Consider the following 22,863-nt stretch of genomic DNA (forward strand, 5'->3'; position numbering starts at 1 on the left):
GGTAACTAAAAAAAATAGTTACTACTTTTGTTGTCGAATTAAAATTCTTATTAAAATGAAAAAACTTTACTTTTTATTATTTTTATTTGTAACCACTTTGTCTTTTGGACAAGCTACGGATTTATACTTTAGTATGTATGGAGAAGGGTCTTCAAACAACAAGTTTATTGAAATTTATAACGGTACTGGTTCTGATGTCGATTTAGGAGATTATTCAGTTGAATTATACTCTAATGGTGCAGCTACAGCTACTAACACATTAACTTTTACAGCAGGCACGATGTTAACTGCTGGTGATGTTTATGTAGCTTACAATGGGTCTGCTAATGCTACTATTGTTTCAGCAGGTGACGCAAGTTCTTCGGTTTGCAATTTTAATGGTGATGACGCTTTGGCTCTTTTAAAGTTAGGTTCTGTTATTGATGTAATTGGTCAAATTGGAACTGACCCAGGAGCTTCTTGGGCTGTTGGCAGTACTCCTGACGGAACAGTTAACCATACAATAATCAGAAAAAGTTCTGTGTGTAGCCCAAATCCAGTAAATCTAGCTTCTTTTGGAACTGATGACACTAATTCAGAATGGACTGTTTACCCAAGCGATGATCAATGGGGGCAAATAGGAACTCACAATGGCTGTTCTTCATCTCCATCGTTAGTAATTTCTTCACCAACAGATGGAACAACTTTCAATCCTTTAACAACATCTGTTGATGTTACATTATCAATAAACAACTTTGTAGTTGCAAACGGTACTGGTGATGGACATATTCATTACACAATTAATGGTGGTAGTGTAGTTATGAAATATGACACAACCCCAATTAGCGTTCCAGTTACAGCTGGTAATTCGTACACTGTTTATGTGGAGTTAGTCGACAATTCTCACAATCCAATAGCTCCTGCTGTAAATGCTACTGTTAATTTTGACGTTGCTGCATACAATGTGGTTGCTACTATTGCAGATGTTAGAAACGATGTAATTACGAATGGCGCTGGAAGATATTATCAAATTACAGGTGAAGCATTAGTAACATATACTAGACCAGCTACAAGAAATCAGAAATATATTCAAGATGCAACTGCTGGTATTTTAATTGATGACAATACTAATATTATTACAAATACGTTCAATATTGGTGATGGAATGACAGGATTAAGAGGGCAAACTTCATTATTTAATGGAGTTCTTCAATTCTTACCTGTAGAAGACATTACTGTTTCTTCAACAGGAAATACTATAACCCCTCAAGTTGTTACCGTTGCTGATATTACTGGTAACATTGAAGCTTACGAAAGTGAATTAGTAAAAATCAATGGAGTTACTTTCACAGACGGAAACGGATCGAACACTTTTGCAATAAACACTAATTATGATATAACAGACACAAACACTATGGTTTTCCGCAGTATGTTTGGTGAAGCTGATTATGTTGTAAATTCTGATTTAATCCCAACTGGACCAACAGATATTATTGTTTTAGTTGCTGAATTCAACGGCACTGCACAAGTAGTAGCTAGAAGTTTAGCAGATGTTACTTTAAGTACAAATTCTTTCAATGCAATTGATGGTTTAGTAATGTATCCAAATCCAGTATCTGGAAATAACTTATTCTTTACTTCTACAAACAATGGAGAAATGAATGTTCAAATCTTCGACATTTTAGGTAAAGAAGTTATTAAAGCTAATGTTATTAACAATCAAGTAAATGTTTCTGGATTAAACGCTGGCGTTTACATTGTTAAAGTTACTGAAGCTGGAAAAACTGCTACAAGAAAATTAGTTGTAAAATAATTTACACTTTAAAAAATATTAAGGCACCAACAATTGTTGGTGCTTTTTTATTTTATAGCTTTGCAAAGTAAACATAACGTTATTTGTTAGCATAAATAATTCTCAAGGGGGCAGCTATTAAATGATTGATTCAACAGACATATTCTCTATTTCTGGTAAAAAAGATTTTGAAAAAATCGCCATGAAAGTTTTTCGTTTCCAATACGAAAACAATTTAGTCTATCAAGAGTTTTGTAACTTTTTAAAGCGAAATCCTTCAAATGTAAAATCGGTAATTGATATTCCTTTTTTACCTATTCAGTTTTTTAAAAGTCACGAAGTTTTAAGCTCGAAAGAATCTATCCAGCAAACTTTTACAAGTAGTAGAACAACTGGAATGCAAACTAGTAAACATCACGTTACTGATATTTCACTTTATGAAATAAGTTACCGAAAAGGTTTTTCAGAATTTTACGGAAATATTGAAAACTATTGTGTTTTAGCTTTATTACCATCTTATCTCGAACGCGAAGGTTCATCTTTGATTTATATGATAGAAGATTTAATAGAATTGAGCAACCATCCCGATTCTGGTTTTTATCTTCATAATTACAACGAATTAATTCAAAAGCTTGAAGAACTCGATAACGCAGGTCAAAATGTATTACTAATTGGTGTTACTTATGCACTTTTAGATTTAGTAGAACAACATCAATTCGACTTAAAAAACACCATTATAATGGAAACGGGTGGCATGAAAGGAAAACGCAAAGAAATGATTCGCGAAGAACTTCATACTATATTGTGTAATGGTTTTGGAGTTCCTACAATTCATTCAGAATATGGGATGACCGAATTATTATCTCAAGCTTATTCTCTTGGAAATGGAATATTTGAGTGCCCGCCGTGGATGCAAATTATTATTCGCGATCCAGAAGATGCACTTACACTTTTACCTCAAGGTAAAAATGGTGGCATTAATGTTATTGACTTAGCCAATATAAATTCTTGTAGTTTTATTGCCACACAGGATTTGGGAAAAAAATATCCCAACCATTCTTTCGAAGTGCTGGGACGTTTTGATAATTCTGATATTAGAGGTTGTAATTTAATGGTTTTATAAACCAATTGTCAAGCTGAACTTGTTTAACTACGTTGAATCATGATTTCAGCTTCTATAAAGAGATTCCGAAACAAGTTCGGAATGACATCACTTCACTCTTATAACATAATAATTTTTCTTTCCTTTTTGCAGTAATACAAATTGATTGTTAATTAAATCATCTTTTGTAATTACTTTAGCTTCGCCTACTTTTTCTTTGTTTACAGAAATAGCATTTTGTTTTAATTCTCTTCTAGCATCACTATTAGAAGCTAAAAAGTTAGTTTTTGCAGCTAAAGCTCCAATCATATCTAAACCTTCTTCTAAATCAGCAATTGTTAATTCAGCCATTGGAACACCATCAAAAACTTCTAAGAAAGTCTTCTCATCTAATTTTTTTAAATCTTCAATAGAATTACTAAACAAAGCATTTGAAGCTACAATTGCATTTTCAAGTTCTTCTTTAGAATGTACAAAAGTTGTAATTTCTTCCGCTAAACGCTTTTGTAAAACACGCACATGTGGCGCTTGTTTGTGCTCTTCAATGATAGCATCGATTGTTTCTTTATCTAAAAATGTAAATATCTTAATGTATTTTTCTGCATCTTCATCTGAAGTGTTTAACCAAAATTGGTAAAATTTATAAACTGAAGTTTTATCCGATGTTAACCAAACATTTCCTCCTTCACTTTTGCCAAATTTTGAACCATCTGCTTTAGTAATTAATGGACAAGTCATTGCAAATGCTTTTGCATTTTCATCGATACCAACATTCATTCTACGAATTAGTTCAGTTCCTGTTGTAATATTTCCCCATTGATCACTTCCGCCCATTTGTAGCACACAGTTATACTCTTTATGTAAATGGTAAAAATCGTAACCTTGAATTAATTGGTAAGTAAACTCTGTAAAACTCATTCCTTCTCCTACTTCTCCGCTTAATCGTTTCTTTACTGAGTCTTTAGCCATCATATAGTTAACCGTAATGCGTTTTCCCACATCGCGTGCAAAACTAATAAATGAAAAAGTTTTCATCCAATCGTAGTTATTTACCAATATTGGAGCATTCGCATCTGTTGCTTCAAAATCTAAAAAACGTGATAAAACACCTTTAATTCCGTCTACATTTTTATTTAATGTAGTTTCATCTAATAAGTTTCTTTCATCTGACTTTCCAGATGGATCACCAATCATTCCTGTAGCACCACCAACTAAAGCAATTGGCTTGTGACCAAAATCGCGTAAATGCTTTAATAAAATAATGGGCACTAAGCTACCAATATGTAAAGAATCTGATGTGGGATCGAAACCAATATATGCAGTAGTAGGATTTTTCAATTGCTCTTCAGTTCCAGGCATCAAGTCATGCACTAAGCCTCTCCAACGTAATTCTTCTACTAAATTTTTCATTATTTATAAATTTAATGCGCAAAGATACTTTTTAGTTTAAAAGTTTAAAAGTTTAAGGTTTAAAAGTTTACTATTTTCAAAATCAAATATCGATTTTCGCTTATCTAAAATCAAAAGTTTTCCTATTTTTACCCTATGATTTTAGTAACAGGCGCAACCGGACTTGTAGGTTCTCATTTATTGGTAAAACTGCTTCAAGAAAATGAAGTTGTTAGAGCTATTTATAGAGAAGAAAAAAGTTTAGTTGCTGTTCAAAATGTATTCAAATATTACAACGAAATTAATCTATTCGACAAAATTGAATGGATAAAAGCCGACATTAACGATGTTCCTAGTTTAGAAATTGCATTTCATAATATTACTAGAGTTTATCATTGTGCAGCCTTTATTTCTTTTGATCCAAAAGATGAAGAACAACTATTCAAAGTAAATATTGAAGGAACTGCAAATATTGTGAATTGTTGTATTGATTTTGGCATCGATAAATTATGCTATGTAAGCTCAGTAGCCGCACTTGGTGAAGCGACAAACAGTAATTTAATTATAACCGAAGAAACAGAGTGGAATCCTGAGAAGCCTAGAAATGAATATGCCATTTCTAAATACGCAGGAGAAATGGAAGTTTGGCGTGGTTATCAAGAAGGTTTAAAAGTTGTTATTGTAAATCCAGATGTGATTTTTGGTTATGGTTTCCCGAATAATGGCAGTAGCTCCGCAATAAATGCAATAAAAAAAGGAAATCCGTTTTATACAAAAGGAAAATTTGGAATTGTAGCCGTTGAAGATTTAGTAAACTGCATGACAAAACTAATGAACAGCTCTATTTCGGGTGAACGTTATACTATAGTTGCTGAAAACATTACATTTCAAGAAGGACTAAATGCAATTGCTGACGCTTTAAAACTGAAAAGACCATTTATTTACGCTAGTAAAGGGCTAACTTCAATTGCTTGGAGATTAGATTGGTTTTTATCTCTTTTATTACGCAAAAAAAGAATTTTAACAAGGCTAACTGCAAAAAGTTCTCACTCATTAGCTGAATATGATACTACTAAAATTAAAACCACTTTAGGCTACGATTTTGTAGACATGAAAGAATATTTAAAAAAACTACTAATTAACTTTTAGTATTATTTTACAATTCCTTCAACATTATCTGTTTGTTTTCCAATTGAAGTAGAATCACTTAAAGAAGTTTGTTCAGCAGTTATTTTCTCTAAAACTTTTTTGTAGATTTTTTTATAATTATTTACATCAGAAGCATAATATTTATGGTTTTGATAATAGGTCGTACTATCAATATTATATTTCTTATATATGTAATTATTAACTTTTACACCAGCATCAGATAAATTAATAGGTTTATAATTATCTGCAGCTTGAAGAATAGCAATATCATAAATAATATCAATCATTTTATCTTCAGGTAAAAGATTGTCTGGCTTTTCAACCGCCATATCTTTACAAGACGTAAAGTTTATTAATAATCCTAATATTGCTATTCTTAATATTTTATTCATTTTAAAAATCTCTTTCAAATAACAAGCGTTGACCTGCTTTTATATTTTTTACTTTACCGTTTTGGAAAACTAATTTACCATTAATAAATGTATGTGTTACTCTAGATTTAAAATTCGTTCCTTCTAACGGCGACCAACCACATTTATACAATAAATTCTCTTTTTTTACAACCCAAGGTAAATGTGTATTTACAATAGCCAAATCGGCATAATAACCTTCTTTTATAAAACCTCTTTTTTCAATATTGAAAATTTTTGCAGGATTATGACACATCTTCTCTACAATTTTTTCTACTGAAATTTTTCCTCTTAAGTGCGCTTCAAACATTGCCACAACAGAATGTTGCACTAACGGCGCTCCAGAAGGACAACTAGTGTAAGGATTTGTTTTCTCTTCTAAAGTGTGTGGCGCATGGTCTGTTGCAATAACATCAATTCTATCATCTAAAAGCGCATCCCATAAAGCTTCTCTATCGTTTGCTGTTTTAACAGCAGGATTCCATTTAATTAAACTTCCTTTAGTTTCATAATCTTCATTGGTAAACCATAGATGATGCACACAAACTTCGGCCGTAATTTTCTTTTTCTCCAAAGGAATTTTATTAGTAAATAAATCCATTTCTTTGGCTGTCGACAAATGAAAAACATGCAAACGAGCTCCCGTTTTTTTAGCTAACTCAATTGCTTTTGAAGATGAAATATAACAAGCTTCTTCACTACGAATTAAATGGTGAAACTTCATTGGAATATCATCACCATATTCTTCTTTATATTTTTCTAAATTAGCTTTTATGGTAGCTTCATCTTCACAATGAACAGCAATAAGCATTTTTGTTGAAGAAAATATTTTTTCTAAAGTTTCTTGATTATCAACCAACATATTTCCTGTTGATGAACCTAAGAAAAGTTTTATTCCTGCTACATTTCGAGGATTTGTTTTTAAAACTTCCTCTAAGTTATCATTAGTTCCTCCCATCATAAACGAATAATTCGCATAAGATGTCGTAGCAGCAATTTGATATTTTTGCTCTAACAACTCTTGAGTAACCGCATTCGGAACTGTATTTGGTTGGTCAATAAAAGTAGTAACACCACCAGCAACAGCAGCTTTACTTTCAGTTTCAATAGTTGCTTTTTGTGTTAATCCTGGTTCTCTAAAATGCACTTGATCGTCGATTGCTCCGGGAATTAAATAATTACCTTCAGCATCAACAATGATACAATCAGAAGATTTTGGACTTATTTTTTCGGCAATTTCTTTAATAAATTCATTTTCTATTAAAACATCGCCTTCAAAGATTTCTCCTTCATTAACAATTTTAGCATTTTTTACTAAATATGTACTCATTACAATTGGTTAAATAGTTGTTTTATTCTTAACAAAATTACGCCAAAAACTGCTTCGCGAATAATTTCACCGCTCATTTTTGATTGTCCTTTTGTTCTATCAGTAAATATAATTGGAACTTCTACAATATTAAATTTCTTGACAAAAGTTCGATACTTCATTTCTATTTGAAACGCATAACCTATAAATTTTATTTTATCGAGATTAATAGTTTCTAAAACTTGGCGCTTATAACATTTAAAACCTGCTGTAGCATCATGAATTTTCATTCCTGTAACCATTCGCACATAAACTGACGCAAAATATGATAGTAATACTCTAGAAAGTGGCCAATTGACAACGTTTACACCTTTTGAATATCTTGAACCTATCGCTAAATCAGCTCCGTTTTCACAAGCCTCTAAAAGTCTTTCCAAGTCTTTAGGATTGTGAGAAAAATCGGCATCCATTTCAAAAATATAATCATATCCATTCAATAAAGCCCATTTAAAACCATGAACATACGCTGTCCCTAAACCTGATTTTTTAGTTCTAATTTCTAAATGTAATTTATCTATAAATATTTGTTGTAATTCTTGAACTTTTTGCGCGGTTCCATCAGGCGAATTATCATCTACAATTAATACATGAAAGTTTTTTTCGAGAGAAAATACTGCACGAATAATATCTTCAATATTTTCAATTTCATTATAGGTAGGAATTACTACAAGGTTTTGCCCCATTTCATAATTAATTATGCGACAAAAATAAACTAAAAAATGGGTTTATCTCTTAAGAAAGTTATAATTTAAACAAAAAACTACTTATAAATTCTCATAAGTAGTTTTTGAAAAAATTATTTTACTAGTTGTTTTTCTTCTAAAATTTGAAGTAATTCTAACTGTGTAGATTCTCCTTTATCTTTCAAATACCATTTTTGCAATTCAATTTTAATAGGTTCATCTACTACTCCGTTTTTCTCTTTATAATCAGCAATTAATTTTCGAGCTGCTTCTGGTCTTGGCCCCCAACTTCCTACAACTTCTTGTGTATTTTTATCAATCAAAATAACTTTTGGAATTGATTTACTTCCATTGGTTAAAAAAAGATTCATTAAATCTTCATTTTCATCTCTTAAAACCAATCTTAAATCTATTTTATCACTAGTATCACTAATTTTATTTAAAACCGGAACAATTTGAGCAGCATCGCCACACCAACCTTCAGTTAATGTTAAAAAATAAACTCATTTTCTAAATTCGATAATCTATCTTGTATAGTTTCTGAAACTGAAAGGGTTTTATCTAATCTGTTCATTCTCGTTTCATTTAACTCAGAATAATGAAATAAATCTTCATTTTGAGTTACTCCAGTTGACTTTCCTTCTTTTAAGAGCCCGTTTACTAAACTTCTATATTCGTTATAAGACAAACTGTTTTCTAAAGATTTTTTAATTATATTTTGCATTGTAGTAACATTTTATTTGCAAATTTAATTCTATTTTTGAGATTAATTTGTTAGTTAAGTTACAAATGGATTTTTCTTCAAAGAATATCGGATTTGCTTTGTCTGGTGGTGGTTCAAAAGGAATTGCTCATGCCGGAGCTTTACAATTTTTAAAAGAACAAAATATTTTACCTTCGGTAATGTCTGGAAGTAGTGCTGGGGCGATAATAGCTGCATTATACTCTGTTGGTAAAACCCCAGAAGAAATACTCGATTTTTTTCAATCCATTTATTTTTTTCATTGGAAACATTTTACATTAAAAAAACCTGGACTTATAGATTCTGAGGCTTTTAAATCGTATTTTGAAAAAGTTTTTGGAAAAAAGACAATTGGCGATTTACCCATACCTATTAAAATAACTGCAACTGATTTAGTAAGTGGAAAACTGAAAATTTTTAATGAAAAAACACTTGTAACCGATGCTGTTTTAGCTTCCGCTTCTTTCCCTGGAATGTTGTCTCCATATGTTCTAAACAATAAAATGTATAGCGATGGCGGTATTCTAAATCATTTCCCAACAGACTTATTACAAGGCGATTGCGATCATATTATTGGAATTTATGTAAGTCCAATTCACAATGTGGAAGCAAAAGATTTAAATTCTATAAAGTCGGTAACCACTAGATCATTCGAGCTTTTAACAGCGAGAGGAAACTATCAAAAATTCAGTTTATGTGATTGGGTTATTGAACCAAAGGAATTGGCAAACTTCAGTACTTTTGAAACTTCAAAAACAAAAATGAAGCAAATTTTTGAAATTGGCTACCAAGAAGCCAAAAAAACATTTGAAGAATTGAAGGGTCCAAAATCTTAGGCTTTGAGCATATTGTAATTTTGTGTAAGTTTGCATCGCATTTATGCAACAAATAAACTCACAATGAAATATAAAAGAATACTTCTAAAATTGAGTGGCGAAGCTTTAATGGGTGAGCGCCAATATGGTATTGAGCCAAAACGATTAGCAGAATATGCTGATGAAATTAAAAAAATTCACGATAAAGGCGTGGAAATTGCTATCGTAATTGGTGGTGGAAATATATTTAGAGGTGTAGCCGGAGCTAGTAACGGAATGGATCGTGTACAAGGCGATTATATGGGAATGTTAGCAACAGTTATTAACGGAATGGCTTTACAAGGTGCTCTTGAAGAAGCAGGGATGCAAACACGTTTACAAACTGCTTTAAAAATTGAAGCCATTGCTGAGCCCTATATAAAAAGAAGAGCAACACGCCATTTAGAAAAAGGACGTATTGTAATTTTTGGTGCTGGTACAGGAAATCCATATTTTACTACTGATACAGCGGCCGTTTTAAGAGGAATTGAAATTAACGCAGACGTTATTTTAAAAGGAACAAGAGTTGATGGTGTTTACACAGCAGATCCTGAGAAAGATGTTAATGCAATAAAATTTGATCAAATTTCTTTTGAAGATGTACTAGCTAAAGGTTTAAATGTAATGGATACAACAGCATTTACACTTAGCCAAGAGAACAAATTACCTATTATTGTGTTTGACATGAACAAAGACGGTAATTTACTTAAGGTTTGTGAAGGAGAAACAGTAGGAACAACAGTAACGATATAATTTGTTTCAGGTTTCAAGTTGTTTTTGTTAATTTTAAAACTTGAAACACGTGCAAAGTGAGTAAAAAATTGAAACTAATAAAAAGATGACAGAAGAAATTAATTTTATAATAGACAGTGCAAAAGAATCGATGACTGGTTCTATTGCTCACTTAGAAAGAGAATTTTTAAATATCAGAGCTGGAAAAGCTTCCCCTGCAATGTTAGGTAGTGTATTCGTTGACTATTATGGTTCTCAAACACCCCTTTCTCAAGTTGCTAATATAGCCGCTCCAGACGCAAGAACTCTAACCGTTACACCATGGGAAAAAAGCATGATAAACCCTATTGAAAAAGCGATTATGATTGCTAATTTAGGTTTAAACCCAATGAACAATGGAGAAAGCATCATTATTAACATACCTGCTTTAACAGAAGAGAGACGTAAAGAATTAGTAAAACAAGCAAAAGCTGAAGCTGAAGATGCAAAAATAAGTGTTCGTAATGCTCGTAAAGATGCTAATAACGACATTAAAAAAGAAGAGAAAAATGGGACATCTGAAGATGTTTGCAAAAAAGCTGAAGAAGATATTCAAAAATTAACAGATAATTTTATCAAAAAAATTGAAGATGTACTAGCTGTTAAAGAAGCAGAAATAATGAAAGTATAATTTTTTAAAATCCCGAGTCCTTCGGGATTTTTTTATACCATAATTTATTCTCTCTTAGAGTTAGTTATACAAACTATTATTTTAATTAAGTTTGCATAATATTATTACAATATGCGCAAGTGTTTCATATATTTCTTTCTCCTATTTTATTCAGCATTTTTTGCACAAACTAAAATTAAAGGTCAAGTCATCGATTTTGACACTACAATTCCTCTAGCTTTTGCAGATGTACTTTATCAAGGTAACGTTATCAAAACTGATTGGGAAGGAAAATTCGAGCTTTTAATTTCCGAATATGAGAAACCTATAATTGTTAAACACAAAGGTTATTATGACAAATTTGCTTACGCTAATGCTAAAACTAATTTTTTATTAATTAAAGCAACCACTAATATCAGCGCAAAACAACCTGAGCTTTATACCGATAATAAAGTAAATAAAATTGTAAAACAAGTTATTGAAAATAGAGACAAAAACAGTCCCGAAAAGGCATTAGAAAATTATCAATACAAAAACTACGAATATTTATATTTAAGCGCTAATCCCGATAGTATTTCCTCAAAAATAGACACTATATACAAGAAAAAACTTTTTGGAAGAACTAAAACAAAGTTAGATTCATCAAACTATAAGTTTAAAAAATTGGTAAGTAAGCAACACATTTACCAAACTGAGAAAGTAAACCTAATTCAACACCACAAAAACACTACAAAAGAAACTGTTTTAGCCACAAGAATGGCTGGTTTTAAACAACCTATTTATGAAATATTGGGTTTAAAATTAGTTTCTTATTCTGTTTACGAAAACCCTTTTGAAATTCTAGAAAGTCCTGTTCAAAACCCAATTTCTAGTTACGGTCGTTTACTTTACAATTACAATATTGTCGATACTGTAAAAATTCAAGGAAGAAAAGCCTACCGTATTTATTTTCAACCCAAAAAATTAAGAGCCAATAAACTAAGAGGATTACTTTATATTGATGCTGAAACATTTGCAGTTGCTAAAGCCTATTACAGAATTTACGGAATGGTAAACATAAATGCAACATATACTTTTGATTATTTAAAAGAGCAAAATTTATGGTTTCCTAATAAACGAGAAATTAAAGTCCAAAAAGGAACTAGTAATGAAGATTTAAAAATTTTAGGAGGAACCATAAAATTTAATGCTTCTGAAGAAGAAACTGTTGGAAACGACACAAGCGATCATAGTTATTTAGCCATTACTTCTAAAGTTTTTGATATCGACTTTAACAAGAAAAATATAGTCGAGAAACCATATATTAAAATCGACGTTCCCGAAACCAGTTTAGATAAGCCTGATAACTTCTGGAAACCCTTTTCAAAAGACACTATTGATAATCGAAAATTAAAAACTTATGTTTCATTAGACAGTTTATCAGTTGCTGAAAAAATTGAGCATCGCTTATTTTTGGGTAGAAAAATAATAAATGGGTATTTCCCAATTTCATATATCGATTTAGATTTAAGAAGCATCGTAAAATACAATAATTACGAAGGGTTTCGATTCGGTTTAGGATTTGTAACCAATGATAAATTATCTGAAAATTATAAAATTAGTGCTTACGGTGCTTACGGATTAAAAGATGAAAAGTTTAAATATGGCGTAACTCCTTCTTACCGACTTGATAAAATATCTGAAACTTGGGTTAGTGCATCTTATAGCGACGATTTAAGTGAGATTGCTGAAACAAATTTTGCAACAGACACAAAGCGTTTTAAAATCTACGACCCAAGACCTATTAATATTTCTACTTTTTATAATTACAGAAGAAGTGCTATTGGCCTAGAATCTAAAATAGTACCAAAAACCTATTCTGTTTTAAATTTAGAATACAATAGAATTCAACCACTTTTTGATTACACATATTTACTAAACAATAAAGTTTATACCGACTTTTATTTAACAACTGCTCAATTAGCATTTCAGTGGAATCCGTTTAGTAATTTCATGCAAACACCTAAAGGTTTGTTAGAATATGAAAAAAGACATCCAAAATTTTCTTTTCAAATAACACAAAGTGTACCTGCTCTTGAAAGCGATTTTACCTTTACTAAATTAGATTTTAAAACCTATTTCGAAAAACCTTATTTATCTGGGCAAAAAAGTGCTGTTTTATTTCAAGCTGGAGTAGTTTTTGGCGATGCTCCACTAACACATTTATACAGTATTGCACCAAATAGTATTAACAAAGATGCTATACTAAAAAGAATCACTTTTGCTGGTAAAAATAGTTTTGAAACCATGTATTACAACGAGTTTTTCTCTGACAGATTTGCTGCACTACATTTAAAACATACTTTTAATAGAATTAATTTGGGCTACAAAATTGATCCTGAAATTTCAGTAGCTACAAGAATGGCTTGGGGTAACATCGATAATACTCATAATCACCTAGGATTACCATTTAAAACTCTTGAAAAAGGTTTCATAGAAAGTGGTATTGAAGCGAATAAAATTTTTAAAGGAATTGGGTTTACAGCTTACTATAGATATGGTCCAAATCAACTTCCAAGAGTAGATGATAACATTTCTATAAAAATATCTTATCATTTAGATTTAGGGTTTTAAATTTATCTTAATTCTTGAGCTTGTAACTTAAGTATTTAAGTTATTATACGTACCTTTGCCGCTCAATTTTTGTACCAATGTTAAAATGGCTTAGCACCAGTTTCTGGGATTACATAGCAGGTAAAATATTACGAAATAGAGTTGCGCTTTTAATTATAATTTTTGCATTTACAGCTTTTATGGCAATGCAATGGAAAAATATGCGCTTTACTTATACAGAAGCAAATCTTTTACCAGATCATCATGAAGTAAATATTCAATACAAAAGCTTTTTAGATAAATTTGGCGAAGAAGGAAATCTTATCGTTATTGGTTTTAAAGACAGTACTTTTTTTAATGCCAAAAACTTAAAAACTTGGGAAAAATTTATTGCAAACATTAAAAAAGACAAAGCAGTAGATTTCACCATTTCAATTGAAGATTTAAGAGTTTTAGAAAAAGATACTTTACAGCAAAAATTCAAATTAGTTCCTTTTGTTTCTAATGATAAAGTTTCTGATGAATATTTAAAACAAAAAGAAAAAGAGCTTTTTAATAATTTACCTTTTTATGAAGGTATGTTATTCAACAAAGAATCTGGAGCAGTTCGTTTTGCTATTTACATGAACAAAAAAATTGTAAATACCGCTGCAAGAAAAGATTTTGTTTTAAAATATTTAAGCAAAGACAAAATTGAAGCACTGGAAAAAGAAATGGGAATTGATATTCGCGTTTCTGGTATGCCTTACATTAGAACTTTAAATTCTCAAAGTATAATTGATGAAATTGGTTTGTTTGTTGGCGCTGCACTTGGAGTAACTTCGTTGTTGTTTTTCTTCTTTTTCAGAAGTTTCAGAGCTACATTCATTTCAATGTTAGTGGTTATTATTGGTGTAATGTGGTCATTTGGAACTCTTGGATTATTAAATTATGAAATAACTGTCCTTACCGCAATTATTCCGCCTCTTATTATTGTTATCGGAATTCCAAACTGCATTTTCTTAATTAACAAATACCAACAAGAAGTTAAAAAACACGGAAATAAAGCAAAATCTTTACAACGTGTTATTTCTAAAGTTGGTAATGCTACTTTGATGACCAACTTAACTACTGCGGCAGGATTTGCAACTTTTATTGTAACCGAAAGTGAGTTGTTAAAAGAATTTGGTATTGTAGCTTCATTAAACATTGTATCCTTGTTCTTACTTTGTTTAATTATTATTCCAATTGCTTATAGCTACATGCCTTTGCCAAAAGAAAAGCATTTAGCACACTTGGGTAAAAACTACATGAAATCTTTCATCACTTGGATTGAAAATACAATTAGAAAACATTCTGTTGCCATTTTTGCTGTAGCAATTGGTTTACTAGTTTTTGGTATTATTGGAATTTATCAAATAAAAGTTTCGGGTAGTATTATTGAAGACATGCCTAAAAACACTGGTTTCTTTGATGACATTATTTTCTACGAACAAGAATTCGACGGAGTTATGCCTTTGGAAATAATGATTGATACAAAAAAGCCAAAAGGAGCTTTAAAATCTGTCACACTAAAACGCATTAACGAACTACAAGAAACTATTGAGGAAATCCCTGAATTATCGAAACCTGTTTCAATTGTTAATGTAGTAAAATATGCTAAACAAACGTTTTACAATGGTAATCCAGAATATTATGAATTACCCACAAAACAAGAAGAAGCTTTTATTTTAACATACATAAAAAATTCAACCAAAAAAGGAAACGACAACATGATGAAAAGTTATGTTGATAGTACTGGTCAATATGCACGTATCACAACTTTTATGCGTGATATTGGCACCGATAAAATGGCTAAAATAGAAGAACGCTTACAAAATAAAATTGACAAACTTTTTCCAACAGAACGCTATACAGTTACTATGACTGGTAAAGCTTACGTTTTTGAAAAAGGAACACATTATTTAGTTCACAACTTAGTTTTATCACTGTTATTTGCCATTCTATTAATATCGTTATTAATGGCATATTTGTTCCGTTCAGTTAAAATGATTATCGTATCGTTATTACCAAATATTTTACCATTAGTAATAACAGCTGGATTAATGGGCTTTTTAGGAATCCCAATTAAACCTTCAACAATTCTAGTATTCAGTATCGCATTTGGTATTTCGGTAGATGACACGATTCACTTTTTAGCAAAATACAGACAAGAATTAAAAGCTAATAATTGGAAAATTAAACGCTCGGTTTATGCAACAGTAAAAGAAGCTGGAATTAGTATGTTCTATACTTCAGTAGTTTTATTCTTTGGCTTTTCTGTTTTTACATTATCTAGTTTTGGAGGAACAGTCGCATTAGGTAGTTTGGTAGCCACCACATTGCTTTTTGCTATGCTTTCAAATCTTATTTTGTTGCCAGCATTATTACTTTCTTTAGAAAAATCTGTTGCTAACGAGGAAGAATTCCCAGAACCTACAATAGATATTTTAGCAGAAGATTTAGAAGAAGATAGTTCTCAAATACAATAAATTTTATATTTGCATTAAATTTGAAAAAAAATGAAATACGAGTAACTATTCAAATTTCATTTTACCAATAAAAAACAATATTTTTAAAATGAAACATATTAAAATAATTGATCTTTTAAACAACACTAAAACATTACAAGAAGTAACTGCAAAAGGTTGGGTTAGAACATTTAGAAACAATCAATTTATAGCATTGAATGATGGTTCTACCATTCATAATATTCAGTGCGTTGTAGATTTTGAAAATACTTCAGACGACATTTTAAAAAGAATAACAACTGGTGCGGCCATTTGTGTTAAAGGAACTTTAGTAGAAAGTCAAGGTGCTGGACAAAAAGTTGAAATTCAAGTTACTAGTTTAGAAATTTTAGGCGATAGCGATGCTGAAAAATTTCCAATGCAACCTAAACGTCACTCTTTAGAATTTTTAAGAGAAAATGCACATTTACGAGTTAGAACAAATGTTTTTGGTGCTATTATGCGTGTGCGTTCTGTATTATCGTTTGCAGTGCATCAATATTTTCAACAAAAAGGATTTGTGTATGTAAATACACCAATCATTACTGGTTCAGATGCTGAAGGTGCTGGTGAAATGTTCCAAGTTACCGCTTTACCTTTAGATGGTTCTGCTCCTAAAAATGAAGATGGAAGCATCAACTATAAAGAAGATTTCTTTGGAAAACAAACTAACTTAACTGTTTCGGGTCAATTAGAAGGTGAAACTTTCGCAATGGCTTTAGGTCAAATTTATACTTTTGGACCAACTTTCCGTGCTGAAAATTCTAACACTTCTCGTCACTTAGCTGAGTTTTGGATGATTGAACCTGAAGTTGCTTTTAATGATTTAGCAGACAATATGGATTTAGCTGAAGATTTCATTAAATATGTAATCAAATATGCAGTAGATAATTGTGCTGATGATTTAAAATTCTTAGACGAGCGTTTTGCACAAGAGGAAAAACAAAAACCTCAAGCTGAGCGTAGTGAAATGACATTATTAGAAAAATTAAACTTCGTATTAGAAAACAATTTTAAACGTGTTTCTTATACTGAAGCTATCGATATTTTAAAAGATTCAACTCCAAACAAAAAGAAAAAATTCCAATATTTAATTGAAGAATGGGGAGCTGATTTACAAAGTGAGCACGAACGTTTCTTAGTTGAAAAACACTTTAAATGTCCGGTTATTTTATTCGATTATCCAGCAAAAATTAAAGCATTCTACATGCGTTTAAATGAAGATGGAAAAACTGTAAGAGCAATGGATATCTTATTCCCTGGAATTGGAGAAATTGTGGGTGGTTCTCAAAGAGAAGAGCGTTACGATGTTTTAGTTGAAAAAATGAAAGCATTAGGTATCGATGAAGAAGAATTATGGTGGTACCTAGATACTAGAAGATTTGGTTCTGCTGTTCATTCAGGTTTTGGATTAGGATTTGAACGTTTAGTGCTTTTTGTAACCGGAATGACTAATATTCGTGATGTAATCCCTTTTCCAAGAACGCCACAAAACGCAGAATTTTAATAAAAAACTTAGTATAATTAAGTTTAGTTGTTTAACTTTATATAGTAAAACAGCTAAACTTTTTTAATTTAAATCGTTTATGTTAAAACAAAATTTACAACTTAAACTTTCTCAAAAATTATCTCCTCAGCAAATTCAATTAATGAAATTGATTCAATTGCCTACACAAGCTTTTGAACAACGTTTACAAGAAGAATTAGTTGAAAATCCTGCACTTGAAAGTGGTAAGGAAGAAAATGTAGATTTTGACGAATATGGAGATAATTCGGTTGATGATTATGACGATTATGACAATGAACATATCGATGCGAATGATATTAATATAGACGAATACTTAAGTAACGACGAAACTCCTGATTATAAATACCAAAGTAATAATTACAGCGATGACGACGAAGACAGAAGTATGCCTTTTGTTGCTGGAGTTACATTTCATCAAGATTTACTAAACCAACTTAACACTTTCATTTTAAACGATACCGAAAAAGAAATTGCTGAGTTTTTAGTAGGCAGTATTGATGATACAGGTTACATAAGAAGAACCGTGCAAGACATGGTAGACGATATGGCTTTTACGCAAGGTATTTATACAGATGAAACTACGGTACAAAATATTTTAAAACATATTGTACAAGAACTGGAACCATCTGGTGTGGGTGCAAGAGATTTACAAGAATGTTTATTATTACAATTAAAGCACAAAACTCCTACAGAATCTGTTGAACTAGCCATTGATATTATAGAAAATCAATTTGATGCTTTTACAAAAAAGCATTATGATAAACTGATTCAAAAATATGAGGTTTCTAAAGAGCAACTTCGAAAAGCAATTGATGAAATTGAAAAATTAAATCCAAAACCAGGAAGTGGCTTTACAGGAAACCAAAAACCTATTGAACACATAGTTCCTGACTTTACCATTAGAATTGTTGATGGAGAGTTAGAACTTTCTTTAAACGGAAGAAATGCTCCAGAACTACACGTTTCTAAGGATTACCAAGAAATGCTGCAAAGTTACAAGGTAACCAATGAAAAATCTTCGGCGCAAAAAGATGCTGTTCAATTTATAAAACAAAAATTAGATTCGGCAAAATGGTTTATTGATGCTATTAAACAACGTCAAGAAACACTTTTTGTAACCATGAATGCCATTATGCATTATCAAGAAGAGTATTTTTTAGATGGAGACGAAACAAAGCTAAAACCTATGATATTAAAAGATATCGCAGATTTAGTTGGTCTTGATATTTCTACAATTTCTAGGGTTGCCAATAGTAAATATGTCGAAACACCTTATGGTACTAAACTAATTAAAGATTTCTTTAGTGAAGCCATGAAAAACACTGAAGGTGAAGATGTTTCTACTATTGAAATTAAAAAAATATTACAAAATGTAATTGACGAAGAAGATAAACGCAAACCTTTACCTGACGATAAATTAGCCGAAATTTTAAAAGAAAAAGGTTATCCAATTGCCCGAAGAACAGTAGCTAAATATAGAGAACAGCTCGATATTCCTGTGGCTCGTTTAAGAAAAAAATATAACTAAAATTCTTGTGGTTTATTAATTAGCCCCGATTGAAATGATAGCTTCCAATTATTGGAACTAAAATGAAAAGCGGGTAAAAGGACAACAAGTACAACTAAAGTATCGCTTTGAATGAAAAGTAACTCTTTTTTACCTATATTTTCATATATATTTCATCCCATATTCATTACATTGTATGGAACGTTATATTTTTTCTTAGTTGCACCACACACAGCTCCTGAGCGCTTACAATATTTAATTTTAATACAAGTAAGTATTTTAACTTTGTTAATGCCTCTAGCACTCTATTTTCTATTTATATCGCTGGGTATTGTAACATCTTTTACTGAAGCGAGCATAAAAGAAAGAAAAATTCCTGTTTTAATACAATCTTTTCTCTTTTTTGCTTTACTGTACATTGTGAGAGAAAACAATACAATTCCCGAATTGTTTTACTTTTATACAGGTGGGTTTTTTAGTGCTGTTTTAGCTTTTATAGCAATCCTTTTAAAATACAAAGCCAGCTTACATATGATTGGCATCACATCACTTGCTTGTTTTGTTTATGCTGTGGCTGTTTACCATCAATTACCTTATTTGAATATGGTAGCTTTTGCTATAGTTTGCATGGGATTAGTGGCTTCTTCTAGACTCTATATGAAGTCGCATACGATGCCAGAATTGTTCGTGGGCTTTTTAATTGGGTTATTACCACAATATTTTATTTGGAAAGATTTAGTTTTATAAAATATAAAATATAAATCCAAGATTAAAATTTGACAAACGATTAGTTCCATCTTTAAAAACAGGATTTAAACCATAATAAATGTAAGGGTTCCAAGTATTATAACCAACTGACAAATAAGCTCCATATTGCCATCTATTGACATTACTTAGAATGTTTTCTTTGTCATTCCCGAAAGAGGATTCAAATTTTAATTTTGCATTTAGCACATAGGTTGCTTTTATTCCTGCATAAATTCTCCAAAATTTGTGACTTAAAGGTGACGCATTTCTCCATCTAATTTCAAGAGGAATATCGATACCGTGTGTGATAATTGTAGTTTTAATATTCTCGGAAGTTCCAGAATCGGGAATTAAAATATCTGAGTTAATAAATTGTTTGATATTGTTATAAGAATAGCCAAATCCGGGAGCAATTGCCCAATTTCTATCTTTCGACAATGGAAAATCTCTCAAGAAACCTCCAGAAAATCCTTGAGAAAAACCAAATTGCTTAAAACCACTTGGTCTATTTTGTACTAAATTGTAACTAATAGAAACATAAAACTGATCTTCTCTAAATAATGAATCAACCACTTTGTAAGGAGCATTTTTATCATCTTGAGAAAAAGAAAAAAAGACTGTAAAAAAAGAAATTATAAAAAAGTATTTCTTCACTTGGTATTTTTTTATAAAAGTAATAAAAAAAGGTACGCAATGCGTACCTTTCTATATAAAGATGAAAAGAATTTAATCTACAGGATTCCCTTGATTAGTTGTATAGTTAACCTTTAATTGATCAACTTTACGTAGTTCTTGTTTAATATCTTGAACAAGTCCCATTTTTACTTCTCTGTCTATTTTCAAAGAAGCTGTTAAATATTTTTCGTCTTCAGAATTACGAGAAGCTCTCTCAGTAATTACGAAGTTACGAATATCTGCTACTGAAGATATCTTGTCGTTTAATTGAATACGATCTGACGATCCTAAAGTAGACTTGTAATTATCTTTTGCTTTACCAGCATAAATATACATAACATATTGTTTTTTATGCAGTTTAGCCGTTTGATTGGCTTTCGGTAATCTATTCTCAATCATTAAATCACTATCTTTCATTGTCGTAGCGGTCATGAAAAAGAACAATAGCATAAATACAATATCAGGTAATGATGCTGTTGAAATGGCAGGAAGTGCTCCTGATTTTTTCTTTTTAAATTTAGACATATCTTCTAAAATTAAATGTTAATAGTTCTTTTTCGGTTCTGCTTCTGAAAGACGCATTGGAAATAACTCTTGAATCTTTTTAACCTTCGGTTCTAATTCCTCTACTAAACCTTCAGTAGCTTTAGAAGCTGGGTCGTTGTAAATGTATTCCATTTCACTAAATGAAACCCCATATCTTCTTTTGCTTTCTCTATCTCTTAAGAAATAATACGCTGCAACCAATTCATTTTGTACAGCTATATATGTTTCATAAGAAGTTTGACCATCATTCATTACAGAAATTACAGCTTTTTCAGGATTATCCGAAGAGTTAGAAACTCTTTTACCTTGACAATATGCACAAGACCCATCTCCATTGTTTTCTAAGAATTCAATAGCAGCCTGACGTAAATCTTTGATATTCATTACTTGCTCGTTTACAAGTAATTGATTGTCTTTGTTTACCAATACTCTTAAGATATTTCTTTCATTAATATCTACAGGAGGCTGTGGGTTTTCTTCATATCTAGGCAAAAGACGGTTAATCCCTTGATCTACTCCAATAGTTGTAGTAACCAAGAAGAAAATCAAAAGCAGGAAAGCAATATCTGCCATTGAACCGGCATTTACCTCTGGTGCTTCTCTTTTAGCCATAATTATTTTTTAATTTTATTAAATCCAGTCCAAACCATTGCTCCTACAGCTACAACAGCTAATAAATAGAAAGCATTAAGACCTGCACTTACCCATTTAGATGTAGCACCCGTATAAACAATTCCGTTTGCTTTAACATCTGAACTATCTGCGAAGATATAAGAGATAAGTACAACACCTAAAAATAGTCCAACTGAAATTAAAGTTCTTTTTAAGTCTTCTTTGTGAGTAAATAAATTTTTCAATACAAACACTAACACTACTACAACACATGCAGCAAATATTGCATATGAAATGTAGATTAGTGGAGAAATCCAGCTATTATCTTCAGCATCGCTGTTTGCCATTAATAATCCTAAGAAAATGATACTTAGAACGGCAACGATAATGGCTGCTATTTTTGTTAACTTATGTAAGTTCATAACAGATTATCTTTTTTAGTGTTGTTTATTATTATTTTTTGCTATAATCAGATAACATATCAACTAAGCTGATAGATGCATCTTCCATATCGTTAACGATAGAATCGATTTTTGCTACGATATAGTTATAGAAAATTTGAAGAATAATAGCAACAATAAGACCGAATACTGTTGTTAATAACGCAACTTTAATACCACCAGCTACTAATGACGGCTCCATTGAACCAGCTGATTGAATTTGGTCAAACGCCTCGATCATACCAATTATCGTACCCATGAATCCTAACATCGGAGCAAGAGCGATAAATAATGAAATCCAAGAAACGTTTTTCTCTAATTGTCCCATTTGAACACCTCCGTAAGCAACGATTGATTTCTCAGCTGAATCTAAACCGTGCTCGTAGCGATCTAAACCTTGGTAGAAAATTGAAGCAACTGGACCAGCAGTGTTTCTTGCAACTTCTTTAGCAGCGTTAACACCTCCTGAGTTTAAAGCATCTTCTACTTCAGAGATTAATTTTTTTGTATTTGTTGTAGATAAGTTTAAGTAGATAATTCTCTCAATAGCAATTGCTAAACCTAAAATTAAACAGATTAATACAATTCCCATGAAAGCAGGACCACCCTCAATAAAACGGGTTTTCATTTTTGTGTAAAGCTTGGCTCAACAGCAGCTTCATCATCAGCTACAACATCAGCAGCTGGAGTTTCTTCTGCTACAGTTTCTTGAACTTGTTCTGTCGTAGCAGCTGCAGTTGAATCTACAGTTTCTTCTTGAGCTTGAACATTTCCAAAAGTCATAAGCCCTGTGATTGCCAAAATAGAAAATAATCTTTTCATCGTTTTGTTCTTAAAT

General features: G+C 31.2%; 21 protein-coding genes and 1 pseudogene. 11 read left to right on the top strand and 11 right to left on the bottom strand.

All coding sequences use genetic code 11. From position 1 onward, the window contains the following. Positions 1–55 precede the first annotated feature (55 nt). Together GCU34_RS09535 and GCU34_RS09540 are read left to right on the top strand one after the other, a co-directional pair. Positions 56–1,792, top strand: coding sequence for a T9SS type A sorting domain-containing protein (locus GCU34_RS09535; RefSeq protein ID WP_072782922.1), 1,737 nt, complete (start codon positions 56–58; stop codon positions 1,790–1,792). Between the two features lie 121 nt (positions 1,793–1,913). Then, complete coding sequence (locus GCU34_RS09540) at positions 1,914–2,894, top strand: LuxE/PaaK family acyltransferase (RefSeq protein ID WP_072782920.1); 981 nt, start codon at positions 1,914–1,916, stop codon at positions 2,892–2,894. An 87-nt stretch (positions 2,895–2,981) separates the two neighbouring features. Here GCU34_RS09540 and tyrS read toward each other — a convergent pair whose 3' ends face one another. Continuing rightward, a complete protein-coding gene (tyrS, locus tag GCU34_RS09545) occupies positions 2,982–4,283 on the bottom strand; it encodes a tyrosine--tRNA ligase (RefSeq protein ID WP_072782918.1) in 1,302 nt (433 codons plus the stop codon). A gap of 135 nt (positions 4,284–4,418) precedes the next feature. Here tyrS and GCU34_RS09550 point away from each other — a divergent pair, with 135 nt between their 5' ends. Beyond that, on the top strand, positions 4,419–5,411 hold the full coding sequence (locus GCU34_RS09550) for an NAD-dependent epimerase/dehydratase family protein (protein ID WP_072782916.1): 993 nt from the start codon (positions 4,419–4,421) through the stop codon (positions 5,409–5,411). A gap of 2 nt (positions 5,412–5,413) precedes the next feature. On the opposite strand, the gene GCU34_RS09555 is transcribed toward GCU34_RS09550, so the two are convergent. The 5 genes from GCU34_RS09555 to GCU34_RS14270 all read right to left on the bottom strand — a co-directional run bounded on the left by GCU34_RS09555 (position 5,414) and on the right by GCU34_RS14270 (position 8,597). Then, positions 5,414–5,803: a DUF4296 domain-containing protein gene (locus GCU34_RS09555; protein WP_072782914.1), complete on the bottom strand. Its 390-nt coding sequence runs from the start codon at positions 5,801–5,803 to the stop codon at positions 5,414–5,416. 1 nt (position 5,804) lies between these two features. Then, positions 5,805–7,151, bottom strand: a complete 1,347-nt coding sequence (locus tag GCU34_RS09560) for a dihydroorotase (protein ID WP_072782912.1) — start codon at positions 7,149–7,151, stop codon at positions 5,805–5,807. After that, positions 7,151–7,873, bottom strand: a complete 723-nt coding sequence (locus tag GCU34_RS09565) for a polyprenol monophosphomannose synthase (RefSeq protein ID WP_072782909.1) — start codon at positions 7,871–7,873, stop codon at positions 7,151–7,153. The genes GCU34_RS09560 and GCU34_RS09565 overlap by 1 nt, the downstream gene beginning before the upstream one ends. Before the next feature lie 113 nt (positions 7,874–7,986). Then, positions 7,987–8,328, bottom strand: a complete 342-nt coding sequence (locus GCU34_RS14265) for a thioredoxin family protein (protein ID WP_317162535.1) — start codon at positions 8,326–8,328, stop codon at positions 7,987–7,989. A gap of 35 nt (positions 8,329–8,363) precedes the next feature. Beyond that, positions 8,364–8,597 carry a hypothetical protein gene (locus GCU34_RS14270; RefSeq protein WP_317162507.1) on the bottom strand — a complete coding sequence of 78 codons (234 nt, stop codon included), beginning with the start codon at positions 8,595–8,597 and terminating at the stop codon, positions 8,364–8,366. A gap of 65 nt (positions 8,598–8,662) precedes the next feature. On the opposite strand from GCU34_RS14270, the gene GCU34_RS09575 reads away from it, so the two are divergent. The 8 genes from GCU34_RS09575 (at position 8,663) to GCU34_RS09610 (ending at position 19,752) form a co-directional block, all read left to right on the top strand. After that, positions 8,663–9,451: a patatin-like phospholipase family protein gene (locus tag GCU34_RS09575; protein WP_072782904.1), complete on the top strand. Its 789-nt coding sequence runs from the start codon at positions 8,663–8,665 to the stop codon at positions 9,449–9,451. Between the two features lie 63 nt (positions 9,452–9,514). Next, a complete protein-coding gene (gene pyrH, locus GCU34_RS09580; RefSeq protein WP_072782902.1) occupies positions 9,515–10,222 on the top strand; it encodes a UMP kinase in 708 nt (235 codons plus the stop codon). An 85-nt stretch (positions 10,223–10,307) separates the two neighbouring features. Further along, positions 10,308–10,871, top strand: a complete 564-nt coding sequence (gene frr, locus GCU34_RS09585) for a ribosome recycling factor (RefSeq protein ID WP_072782899.1) — start codon at positions 10,308–10,310, stop codon at positions 10,869–10,871. Between the two features lie 111 nt (positions 10,872–10,982). Then, positions 10,983–13,463 carry a DUF5686 family protein gene (locus tag GCU34_RS09590; RefSeq protein ID WP_072782896.1) on the top strand — a complete coding sequence of 827 codons (2,481 nt, stop codon included), beginning with the start codon at positions 10,983–10,985 and terminating at the stop codon, positions 13,461–13,463. Between the two features lie 77 nt (positions 13,464–13,540). Continuing rightward, the gene (locus GCU34_RS09595) at positions 13,541–15,952 is read left to right on the top strand and encodes an efflux RND transporter permease subunit (RefSeq protein ID WP_072782893.1); all 2,412 of its coding nucleotides are present in this window, start codon (positions 13,541–13,543) and stop codon (positions 15,950–15,952) included. 88 nt (positions 15,953–16,040) lie between these two features. Next, positions 16,041–17,477 (top strand): asparagine--tRNA ligase, encoded by a 1,437-nt coding sequence (gene asnS, locus GCU34_RS09600; RefSeq protein ID WP_072782890.1) that lies wholly within the window; start codon positions 16,041–16,043, stop codon positions 17,475–17,477. 79 nt (positions 17,478–17,556) lie between these two features. Beyond that, positions 17,557–19,026 carry an RNA polymerase factor sigma-54 gene (gene rpoN / locus GCU34_RS09605; protein WP_152378438.1) on the top strand — a complete coding sequence of 490 codons (1,470 nt, stop codon included), beginning with the start codon at positions 17,557–17,559 and terminating at the stop codon, positions 19,024–19,026. 111 nt (positions 19,027–19,137) lie between these two features. Continuing rightward, positions 19,138–19,752, top strand: a complete 615-nt coding sequence (locus GCU34_RS09610; RefSeq protein ID WP_072782885.1) for a hypothetical protein — start codon at positions 19,138–19,140, stop codon at positions 19,750–19,752. Here the strand turns inward: GCU34_RS09610 and GCU34_RS09615 are convergent. The 5 genes and pseudogenes from GCU34_RS09615 to GCU34_RS09635 all read right to left on the bottom strand — a co-directional run bounded on the left by GCU34_RS09615 (position 19,747) and on the right by GCU34_RS09635 (position 22,847). Continuing rightward, a complete protein-coding gene (locus tag GCU34_RS09615) occupies positions 19,747–20,406 on the bottom strand; it encodes a porin family protein (RefSeq protein ID WP_072782882.1) in 660 nt (219 codons plus the stop codon). The genes GCU34_RS09610 and GCU34_RS09615 overlap by 6 nt on opposite strands. 72 nt (positions 20,407–20,478) lie before the next feature. Then, a complete protein-coding gene (locus GCU34_RS09620; RefSeq protein ID WP_072782880.1) occupies positions 20,479–20,952 on the bottom strand; it encodes an ExbD/TolR family protein in 474 nt (157 codons plus the stop codon). Between the two features lie 18 nt (positions 20,953–20,970). Further along, positions 20,971–21,585, bottom strand: coding sequence for an ExbD/TolR family protein (locus tag GCU34_RS09625; RefSeq protein WP_072782877.1), 615 nt, complete (start codon positions 21,583–21,585; stop codon positions 20,971–20,973). A 2-nt stretch (positions 21,586–21,587) separates the two neighbouring features. After that, positions 21,588–22,007 (bottom strand): hypothetical protein, encoded by a 420-nt coding sequence (locus tag GCU34_RS09630; protein WP_072782874.1) that lies wholly within the window; start codon positions 22,005–22,007, stop codon positions 21,588–21,590. Between the two features lie 31 nt (positions 22,008–22,038). Further along, positions 22,039–22,847: pseudogene (locus tag GCU34_RS09635) on the bottom strand (MotA/TolQ/ExbB proton channel family protein). Positions 22,848–22,863 lie beyond the last annotated feature (16 nt).

The organism is Flavobacterium haoranii (genome assembly GCF_009363055.1).
GTDB lineage: Bacteria > Bacteroidota > Bacteroidia > Flavobacteriales > Flavobacteriaceae > Flavobacterium > Flavobacterium haoranii.